The 10,172-nt window shown below is 71.8% G+C and carries 10 protein-coding genes; all 10 read left to right on the top strand.

Going from position 1 to position 10,172, the window contains the following annotated elements:
- The first annotated feature begins 56 nt into the window (after window positions 1-56).
- Window positions 57-1,415, top strand: coding sequence for a DUF5941 domain-containing protein (locus ACVNF4_RS26315; protein ID WP_461805352.1), 1,359 nt, complete (start codon window positions 57-59; stop codon window positions 1,413-1,415).
- On the top strand, window positions 1,412-2,149 hold the full coding sequence (locus tag ACVNF4_RS26320; RefSeq protein WP_461805353.1) for a phosphocholine cytidylyltransferase family protein: 738 nt from the start codon (window positions 1,412-1,414) through the stop codon (window positions 2,147-2,149). The genes ACVNF4_RS26315 and ACVNF4_RS26320 overlap by 4 nt, the downstream gene beginning before the upstream one ends.
- Entirely contained in the window at window positions 2,137-3,198 is a 1,062-nt protein-coding gene (locus ACVNF4_RS26325) for an iron-containing alcohol dehydrogenase family protein (protein WP_461805354.1), read from the top strand. The genes ACVNF4_RS26320 and ACVNF4_RS26325 overlap by 13 nt, the downstream gene beginning before the upstream one ends.
- Before the next feature lie 13 nt (window positions 3,199-3,211).
- The gene (locus ACVNF4_RS26330; protein WP_461805355.1) at window positions 3,212-3,955 is read left to right on the top strand and encodes a CDP-alcohol phosphatidyltransferase family protein; all 744 of its coding nucleotides are present in this window, start codon (window positions 3,212-3,214) and stop codon (window positions 3,953-3,955) included.
- Between the two features lie 5 nt (window positions 3,956-3,960).
- On the top strand, window positions 3,961-4,833 hold the full coding sequence (locus ACVNF4_RS26335; protein ID WP_461805361.1) for a glycosyltransferase family 2 protein: 873 nt from the start codon (window positions 3,961-3,963) through the stop codon (window positions 4,831-4,833).
- A gap of 99 nt (window positions 4,834-4,932) precedes the next feature.
- Window positions 4,933-5,862 (top strand): ABC transporter permease, encoded by a 930-nt coding sequence (locus ACVNF4_RS26340; protein WP_461805356.1) that lies wholly within the window; start codon window positions 4,933-4,935, stop codon window positions 5,860-5,862.
- Entirely contained in the window at window positions 5,855-6,637 is a 783-nt protein-coding gene (locus ACVNF4_RS26345) for an ABC transporter ATP-binding protein (RefSeq protein ID WP_461805357.1), read from the top strand. The genes ACVNF4_RS26340 and ACVNF4_RS26345 overlap by 8 nt, the downstream gene beginning before the upstream one ends.
- Window positions 6,638-6,939: 302 nt before the next feature.
- Window positions 6,940-7,830 (top strand): squalene synthase HpnC, encoded by an 891-nt coding sequence (hpnC, locus tag ACVNF4_RS26350; RefSeq protein WP_461805358.1) that lies wholly within the window; start codon window positions 6,940-6,942, stop codon window positions 7,828-7,830.
- A complete protein-coding gene (gene hpnD, locus ACVNF4_RS26355; protein ID WP_461805359.1) occupies window positions 7,827-8,777 on the top strand; it encodes a presqualene diphosphate synthase HpnD in 951 nt (316 codons plus the stop codon). The genes hpnC and hpnD overlap by 4 nt, the downstream gene beginning before the upstream one ends.
- Window positions 8,778-8,865: 88 nt before the next feature.
- Window positions 8,866-10,172: hydroxysqualene dehydroxylase HpnE (hpnE, locus tag ACVNF4_RS26360; protein WP_461805360.1), on the top strand; the 1,307-nt coding region annotated here is incomplete at its 3' end.

Raw genomic sequence — 10,172 nt, forward strand, 5'->3', positions numbered from 1 at the left:
CCGTGGTCCCCTGAGGTGGGCCGGAGAGTCCGGTGTCGCTCTGGGAGTGGGCGGGGGTGGCGTCTCGCAGGGGGTGCGCCGGGGGTGCCGGCGTCCGCCTGAGGTCGGCCGTGAAGTCCGGCGACGGCTTCTTCACCACCTTCTTCATCAGCCCCTACTCCCGCCACCTCGCCCGCTGGTGCGCGCGCCGGGGCCTGACCCCCAACCAGGTCACCACCGCCTCCCTGCTGACGGCCCTGATCGCGGCCGGCTGCGCGGCGACCGGCACCCGCACGGGGTTCGTCACGGCGGGCGTCCTGCTGATCGTGTCGTTCGTCCTGGACTGCACGGACGGCCAGCTCGCCCGCTACGCCCTCAAGTACTCGACGCTGGGCGCCTGGCTCGACGCGACCTTCGACCGGGCCAAGGAATACGCCTACTACGCGGGCCTCGCCCTCGGAGCGGCGCGCGGCGGCGATGACGTGTGGGCGCTCGCGCTGGCCGCGATGGCCGTGCAGACCGTCCGCCACATGGTCGACTTCGCCTACCACGAGGCCGAGGACGACGTCGCCCCGCCCGCGACGGGACCCGTCAAGAAGGTCGGCCTGTCGGTGTGGGTGCGCCGCATGATCGTCCTGCCGATCGGGGAGCGCTGGGCGATGATCGCGGTCCTCACCGCCGTCGCCACCCCCCGCATCACCTTCTACGCCCTCCTCGTCGGCTGCGGCCTCGCCGCCCTCTACACCACCGCCGGCCGCGTCCTGCGCTCCCTGCGCCGCCGCACCCCGAACACGGACCGCTCCGCGCGGGCGCTGGCGGACCTGGCGGACAACGGCGCGCTCGTCGCGGCGCTGCACCCCCTGGCCCGGCGGATCGGCGTGCGGGACCACGGCACGCTCTCCCGGGCCGGCTCGGTCGTCGGCGTCGTCGCGCCCCTGCTGCTCGCCGCCGCCCTCGCGGGCTACGGCAGCGGCTGGCCCGTCCTGTTCGCCGCCCTGTACGTCCTCGGCTCGGCGACCGTCACCGTCCTGCCCTTCAAGGGCACCCTGGACTGGCTCGTCGTCCCCCTCTTCCGCACCGCCGAATACGCCACCGTCCTCCTGCTGGCGAGCCAAGCGGACGTGAACGGAGCGCTTCCGGCGGCTTTCGGGCTGGTGGCCGCCGTCGCCTACCATCACTACGACACGGTGTACCGCATCCGCGGTGGCGCCGGAGCGCCGCCGGCCTGGCTGGTGCGCGCCATCGGAGGGCAGGAAGGACGGACGCTGCTGGTCTGCGTCCTCGCCGCCCTGCTCGACGCAGAGACTTTCACCCTCGCGCTCACGGCGCTCGCCGTGGCCGTCGCCCTGCTGGTGCTCGCCGAGAGCATCCGCTTCTGGGTCACCGCGCACAAGGCCGGTGCCCCAGCCGTACACGACGAAGGAGAATCCGCATGATCGGCCTCGTGCTGGCGGCCGGCGCCGGCCGGAGACTGCGCCCCTACACCGACACCCTGCCCAAGGCACTGGTGCCGGTCGACGGCGAGACGACCGTCCTCGACCTGACCCTCGGCAACTTCGCCGAGATCGGCCTCACCGACGTCGCGATCATCGTCGGGTACCGCAAGGAGGCCGTGTACGAGCGCCAGGCCGCCCTGGAGGCCAAGTACGGCCTCAAGCTGACGCTCATCGACAACGACAAGGCCGAGGAGTGGAACAACGCCTACTCCCTGTGGTGCGGCCGTGACGCCCTCAAGGACGGCGTGATCCTCGCCAACGGCGACACCGTCCACCCGGTCTCCGTCGAGCGGACGCTGCTCGCCGCGCGCGGCGACGGCAAGCGGATCATCCTCGCCCTCGACACGGTCAAGTCCCTGGCCGACGAGGAGATGAAGGTCGTCGTCGACCCCGGGAAGGGCGTCAGCAAGATCACCAAGCTGATGGACCCGGCCGAGGCGACCGGCGAGTACATCGGCGTCACCCTCATCGAGGGCGAGGCCACCGACGCGCTCGCCGACGCGCTCAAGACCGTCTGGGAGACCGACCCCCAGCAGTTCTACGAGCACGGCTACCAGGAGCTGGTGAACCGCGGCTTCCAGATCGACGTGGCGCCCATCGGCGACGTCAAGTGGGTCGAGATCGACAACCACGACGACCTGGCCAAGGGGCGGGAGATCGCATGCCAGTACTGACCCGGCTGATCCCGTCGCCGGTCGTCGTGGACATCCGCCCGGGTGCCCTCGACGACCTGGCGTCGGTGCTCGCCGACGAGCGCATCTCGCACTCGGGGAAGCTGGCGGTCGCGGTCAGCGCCGGTTCGGGTGCGCAGCTGCGTGAGCGCCTCGCGCCCGCGCTGCCCGGCGCGAGCTGGTACGAGGTGTGCGGCGGCACCCTCGACGACGCGATCCGGCTGGCCGGCGACATAAAGGCCGGTCACTACGACGCCGTCGTCGGCCTCGGCGGCGGCAAGATCATCGACTGCGCCAAGTTCGCCGCGGCGCGCGTCGGCCTGCCGCTGGTCGCCGTCCCGACGAACCTCGCGCACGACGGCCTGTGCTCGCCGGTCGCGACCCTCGACAACGACGCGGGACGCGGCTCCTACGGGGTGCCGAACCCGATAGCGGTCGTCATCGACCTGGAGCTGGTCCGCGAGGCGCCCGTCCGGTTCGTGCGGTCCGGTATCGGCGACGCGATCTCCAACATCTCGGCGATCGCGGACTGGGAGCTCGCCAACCGGGTCAACGGCGAGAAGATCGACGGCTTGGCGGCGGCCATGGCCCGGCAGGCCGGCGAGGCGGTGCTGCGCCACCCCGGCGGCATCGGCGACGACGGCTTCCTCCAGGTGCTGGCCGAGGCGCTGGTGCTGACCGGGATCGCGATGTCGGTGTCCGGTGACTCCCGGCCCGCGTCCGGCGCCTGCCACGAGATCAACCACGCGTTCGACCTGCTGTTCCCCAAGCGTGCCGCGGCGCACGGCGAGCAGTGCGGCCTCGGGGCCGCGTTCGCCATGTACCTGCGGGGCGCGCACGAGGAGTCCGCGTTCATGGCGGAGGTGCTGCGCCGGCACGGCCTGCCGGTGCTGCCGGAGGAGATCGGCTTCAGCGTGGGCGAGTTCGTCCAGGCCGTGGAGTTCGCCCCGCAGACCCGCCCCGGCCGCTACACGATCCTCGAACACCTCGACCTCACGACCGACCAGATCAAGGACGTCTACGCCGACTATGTCAAGGCCATCGGTAGCTGAACTCCGGCCCGTCGTGCACCCCGCGGGGGTCAAGGACCGGCGCAGCGGTGAGCACTGGATGGGCCGCCTCTACATGCGCGAGGTGTCCCTCAGGGTCGACCGGTACCTGGTCGACACGCGTGTCACGCCGAACCAGTTGACGTACCTGATGACCGTCTGCGGGGTGCTGTCCGCCCCCGCACTGCTGGTGCCCGGCGTCTGGGGCGCCGTCCTCGGTGTCGTCGCCGTCCAGCTCTACCTGCTGCTGGACTGCGTCGACGGGGAGATCGCCCGCTGGCGCAAGCAGTATTCGCTGGCCGGGGTGTACCTGGACCGGGTCGGCGCCTACCTGACCGACGCGGCCGTCCTCGTCGGCCTCGGCCTGCGGGCCGCCGACGTGTTCGGCACCGGGCGCATCGACTGGCTGTGGGCGTTCCTCGGGACGCTCGCCGCGCTCGGCGCGATCCTGATCAAGGCGGAGACGGACCTGGTCGGGGTGGCCCGGCACCAGAACGGGATGGCGCCGGTCAAGGAGTCGGCGTCCGAGCCGCGCTCCTCCGGGATGGCGCTGGCCCGCAAGGCCGCCGCCGCGCTCAAGTTCCACCGGCTGATCCTCGGCATCGAGGCGTCCCTGCTGATCCTGGTCCTCGCGGTCGCCGACCACTACCACGGCGACCTCTTCTGGACCCGCCTCGGCACCGCCGTCCTGGCCGGCATCGCCCTCCTCCAGACCCTGCTGCACCTGGTGTCGGTGCTGGTCTCCAGCAGGCTGAAGTGAACGCGCTGAAGGTCGGCGCGGTCGTCATCACGATGGGCAACCGCCCCGAGGAGCTGCGCGCGCTGCTCGACTCGGTCGCCAAGCAGGACGGCGACCCGGTCGAGGTCGTCGTGGTCGGCAACGGCTCACCCGTCCCGGACGTCCCCGAGGGCGTGCGCACGATCGAGCTGCCGGAGAACCTCGGCATCCCGGGCGGGCGCAACGTCGGCATCGAGGCGTTCGGGCCGAGCGGCCGGGACGTCGACATACTGCTGTTCCTCGACGACGACGGCCTCCTCCCCGAGCACGACACCGCCGAGCTGTGCCGGGGCGCGTTCGCGGACGACGCCCGCCTCGGCATCGTCAGCTTCCGCATCGCCGACCCGGAGACCGGTGTCACGCAGCGCCGGCACGTGCCGAGGCTGCGGGCGTCCGACCCGATGCGCTCCTCGCGGGTGACGACGTTCCTCGGCGGCGCCAACGCGGTGCGCACCCAGGTCTTCGCCGAGGTCGGGGGGCTGCCCGACGCGTTCTTCTACGCCCACGAGGAGACCGACCTCGCGTGGCGGGCGCTGGACGCGGGGTGGGGGATCGACTACCGGTCCGACATGGTGCTGCACCATCCGACGACGGCGCCGTCCCGGCACGCGGTCTACCACCGCATGGTGGCCCGCAACCGCGTGTGGCTGGCCCGCCGCAACCTGCCCGCCCCGCTCGTCCCGGTCTACCTCGGGGTGTGGCTGACGCTGACCCTGCTGCGCCGCCCCTCCATACCCGCGCTCAGGGCGTGGTTCGGCGGGTTCCGGGAAGGCTGGAGAACCGACTGCGGCCCGCGCAGGCCGATGCGGTGGCGTACGGTGTGGCGGCTGACCCGACTGGGCCGCCCGCCGATCATCTGAAAAGCTCGTCCCCGAGGTCACCCCGGGCCGCCCTCGCGCGGCCCCCGGCTCGTGCCAGGCCCGCCCAGGCCACGCATCCCGAGACGAAAGTTTCCGCTTGTGAGTGAGAGAACCCATGAGGTCGGCGTCATGACGAGTGAGCCCCCGTCACCGGACGACGGGCTCACACCTGCCCAGCTCGCCGAGAAGTACGGGCTGGCCGTCAGCGGCGCGCGGCCTTCCCTGAGCGCGTACGTCCGGCAGTTGTGGGGCCGGCGCCACTTCATCCTGGCCTTCTCCTCGGCGAAGCTGTCCGCCCAGTACAGCCAGGCGAAGCTCGGCCAGCTCTGGCAGGTGGCCACCCCGCTGCTCAACGCGGTCGTGTACTTCCTGATCTTCGGGCTCATCCTGAACGCCGGGAAGGGCATGCCGAAGGACGTCTACATCCCGTTCCTCGTCACGGGCATCTTCGTCTTCACGTTCACGCAGAGCTCCGTCATGTCGGGTGTGCGGGCGATCTCCGGGAACCTCGGTCTGGTGCGGGCGCTGCACTTCCCGCGCGCCTCCCTGCCGATCTCCTTCGCGCTCCAGCAGCTCCAGCAGTTGCTGTGGTCGATGCTGGTGCTGTTCCTCGTCGTCATGGCGTTCGGCAGCTACCCCGCGCTGTCCTGGGCGCTGATCGTGCCGGCGCTGGTCCTTCAGTTCTTCTTCAACATGGGCCTCGCCCTCGTCTTCGCGCGCGCGGGCGCCAAGACCCCCGACCTCGCGCAGTTGATGCCGTTCGTGCTGCGGACGTGGATGTACGCGTCCGGCGTGATGTTCTCCATCCCGGTGTACCTCGCCGACCGGCCGGGCTGGGTCTCGACACTGCTCCAGTGGAACCCGACGGCCGTCTACATGGACCTGATGCGTTTCGCCCTCATCGAGGACTACGGCTCGGCCAACCTCCCCGACCACGTCTGGGCGGTCGCGGGCGGCTGGGCCGCCCTGTTCGCCGTCGGCGGCTTCGTGTACTTCTGGCAGGCGGAGGAGAGGTACGGCCGTGGCTGAGCCGAGCACGCGCGTCCCGACGGTCATCGCGCAGGACGTGCACATCGTCTACCGCGTCAACGGTGCCAAGGGCGGCAAGGGCAGCGCGACGGCCGCGCTGAGCCGGATCGTCAAGCGCCGGGGGGGCGGTGAGGAGCGCGGGGTGCGCAAGGTGCACGCCGTGCGAGGAGTGTCGTTCACCGCGTACCGGGGTGAGGCGATCGGGCTGATCGGCACCAACGGCTCCGGCAAGTCGACGCTGCTGCGGGCGATCGCCGGACTGCTGCCGCCGGAGAGCGGCAAGGTGTACACCGACGGCCAGCCCTCGCTGCTCGGCGTCAACGCGGCCCTGATGAACGACCTCACCGGTGAGCGCAACGTCGTCCTCGGCGGCCTCGCGATGGGGATGTCCCGGGAGCAGATCAAGGAGCGCTACCAGGAGATCGTCGACTTCTCGGGGATCAACGAGAAGGGCGACTTCATCTCGCTGCCGATGCGCACCTATTCCTCCGGCATGGCCGCGCGGCTCAGGTTCTCCATCGCCGCCGCCAAGGACCACGACGTCCTGATGATCGACGAGGCCCTCGCGACCGGCGACCGCAAGTTCCAGGTGCGCTCCGAGGAACGCATCCGGGAGCTGCGCAAGCAGGCGGGCACGGTGTTCCTCGTCAGCCACAGCAACAAGTCGATCCGCGACACCTGCGACCGGGTGCTGTGGCTGGAGCGCGGTGAGCTGCGGATGGACGGGCCGACCGACGCGGTGATCAAGGAGTACGAGAAGTTCACGGGTAAATAGCCCGTATGGCACCGGGCCCCGCCGCAACCGTTCGGCGGGGCCTCTCGTCTGCAAAAGAAGTGTCAACTCGGCTGTGGCGAAGGAATCTTGACGGCAATCGGTGTGTTGTTGTGATCTGCGGGAGACCCCGACGAACCACCGTGCGCTGTACAACGTAAGCTGTAGCGGTCTCGAATCGCGGCAAGTGGGGCGATAACGTGCGCGGACGACTTCAACTGGTACACCGCCGCGCGGGGGTCCGGGCGGCGTGTCCGAAATAGTGCGTATTGGGTCGGCAGTGTAGAACGGGAGATGTGACGGCAATGGCTACGGATACTCCCAGGACCGACCGTGGCACCCTCGACAAGGCCGCCGACGAGAACTTCCCCGTCGCCCCCTTCTTCCTCCCCCGCGCCTGGCGCGACGACCTCATGGCGATCTACGGTTTCGCCCGCCTCGTCGACGACATCGGCGACGGCGACCTCGCCCCCGGCGGCGCCGACGCCCGCCGGCTCGGCGTCCCCGAGACCGACGCGGACGACCGCCTCCTGATGCTCGACGCCTTCGAGACGGACCTGCGCCGCGTCTTCGACTCCACCCCGCACCACCCCCTCCTGCTGGCCCTCCAGCCCACGGTCCGCCGCCGCGGCCTCACCCCCGAGCCCTTCCTCGGCCTGATCGCCGCGAACCGCCAGGACCAGCAGGTCACCCGGTACGAGACGTACGACGACCTCCTCGCCTACTGCGAGCTGTCCGCCAACCCGGTGGGCCGCCTCGTCCTCGCCGTCACCGGCACCGCGACCCCCGAGCGCGTCCGCCGCTCCGACGCGGTCTGCACCGCTCTCCAGATCGTCGAACACCTCCAGGACGTGGCCGAGGACTTCGGCCGGGGCCGCGTCTACCTCCCCGTCGAGGACATGAAACGCTTCCACGTGACCGAGGCGGACCTCGCGGCGGAGCACACCGGCGCGTCGCTGCGCGCGCTGGTCGCGTTCGAAGCAGAACGCGCCCGCCTGCTCCTGAATGAAGGCGCCCCCCTTGTGGGTAGCGTCACCGGCAGGCTCAGGCTGCTGCTCGCCGGCTTCGTGGCGGGGGGACGCGCGGCGCTCCACGCGATCTCCGCCGTGCGGTACGACGTACTTTCCGGCCCGCCCAAGCCCGGCACGCTGCGGCTGCTGCGCGAAGCGGGCACGACCCTGCGAGGAGAGGGGTGATCCGGACCGTGGAACCGTCACCGAACGTGTCCGCGCCGGTACTCGCCGCCTACAGCTACTGCGAGGCCGTCACCGGCACACAGGCCCGCAACTTCGCTTACGGCATCCGGCTGCTGCCCACATCCAAGAGACGCGCGATGTCCGCGCTGTACGCGTTCTCCCGGCGCGTCGACGACATCGGCGACGGCGACCTCGCCCCGGAGGTGAAGAGCGCCCGCCTCGCGGACACCCGCGCCCTGCTCACCCGGGTCCAGAAGGGCGACGTCGCCGAGGACGACACCGACCCCGTCGCGGTCGCCCTCGCCCACACCTCCCAGGTCTACCCCGTGCCGCTCGGCGGCCTCGACGAGCTGATCGACGGCGTCGAGATGGACCTGCGCGGCGAGACCTACGAGACCTGGGACGACCTCAAGACGTACTGCAAGTGCGTCGCCGGCGCGATCGGGAGGCTCTCCCTCGGCGTCTTCGGCACCCGCCCAGGCAGCGGCGGCGCCGAGCGCGCCCCCGAGTACGCCGACACCCTCGGCCTCGCCCTCCAGCTCACCAACATCCTGCGCGACGTCCGCGAGGACGCCGAGGGCGGCCGTACCTACCTCCCCGCCGACGACCTGGCCAAGTTCGGCTGCTCCGCCGGGTTCGCCGGCCCGCGGCCCCCGGCTGGCTCCGACTTCGCGGGCCTCGTCCACTTCGAGGTGCGCCGGGCCCGCGCCCTGTTCGCCGAGGGGTACCGGCTGCTGCCGATGCTGGACCGCCGCAGCGGGGCCTGCGTCGCCGCGATGGCCGGGATCTACCGGCGCCTGCTGGAGCGCATCGAACGCGACCCCGAGGCCGTCCTGCGCGGCCGGGTCTCCCTGCCCGGCCGGGAGAAGGCGTACGTCGCCGCGCGCGGCCTGTCCGGACTCGACGCCCGGCACGTCTCCCGACAGACCGTCAGGAGGCCCTCTTGACGGACTCCCCGGCCCCGCTCGTCACTCCTGTCCCCCAGGCAACCCCGCAGGTCCGTCCGGCGTCACTGACGGCAGGGGAGGGGACGCGATGACCGACGAGAACACCGGACGGCACGCCGTCGTGGTCGGCGGCGGCCTCGCCGGGGTCACCGCCGCGCTCGGCCTCGCGGACGCCGGGGTGCGCGTCACCCTCCTCGAAGGCAGGCCACGCCTCGGCGGGCTCGCCTTCTCCTTCCGGCGCGGAGAGCTGAGCGTCGACAACGGCCAGCACGTCTACCTCCGCTGCTGCACCGCCTACCGCTGGTTCCTGGACCGCATCGGCGCCACCGAACTCGCCCCGCTCCAGCCCCGGTTGGACGTCCCCGTGGTCGACGTCGCCAAACCCGAGGGACGGCGCCTCGGCCGCCTGCGGCGCGACGCCCTGCCGGTGCCGCTGCACCTCGGGCGCAGCCTCGCCACCTACCCGCACCTCTCGCTCGCCGAGCGCGCCAAGGTCGGCCGAGCCGCGCTCGCGCTGAAGGGGCTCGACCTCACCGACCCCGCCCTCGACGCACAGGACTTCGGCGGCTGGCTCGCCGCGCACGGGCAGTCCACGCGGACCGTCGAGGCCCTGTGGGACCTGGTCGGCGTCGCCACCCTCAACGCGGTCGCGGGCGACGCCTCGCTGGCGCTCGCCGCGATGGTGTTCAAGACCGGTCTGCTGTCCGACCCGGGCGCCGCCGACATCGGCTGGGCCCATGTCCCGCTCGGGGACCTGCACGACGGGCTGGCCCGCAAGGCGCTCGACTCCGCGGGCGTGAGCACCGAGGTCCGGACACGCGTCACCTCCGTCTCCCGCCAGGACGACGGCCGGTGGACCGTCGAGGTTCCCGGCCGCACGCTCGACGCCGACGCGGTCGTCCTCGCCGTCCCCCAGCGCGAGGCGTACGACCTCCTGCCGCCCGGCGCGCTCGACGCCCCCGAGCGGCTCCTGGAGATCGGCACCGCCCCCATCCTGAACGTGCACGTGATCTACGACCGCCCGGTCATGAACGTCCCCTTCCTGGCCGCCCTCGGCACGCCCGTGCAGTGGGTCTTCGACCGCACCGCAGCCTCCGGGCTCGGGCAGGGGCAGTACCTCGCGCTGTCCCAGTCGGCCGCGCAGGACGACATCGACGCACCCGTGGCGGCGCTGCGCGAGCGCTACCTGCCGGAACTCGCGAAGCTGCTGCCGAGGGCGCGCGGCGCCGAGGTCCGCGACTTCTTCGTCACCCGCGAGAGGACCGCGACCTTCGCCCCGGCCCCCGGCGTCGGGCGGCTGCGCCCCGGCGCCGTCACGAAAGCCCCCGGCCTCCACCTGGCCGGCGCGTGGACCGCCACCGGGTGGCCCGCGACCATGGAGAGCGCGGTCCGCAG

Source organism: Streptomyces sp. S6 (assembly GCF_054880855.1).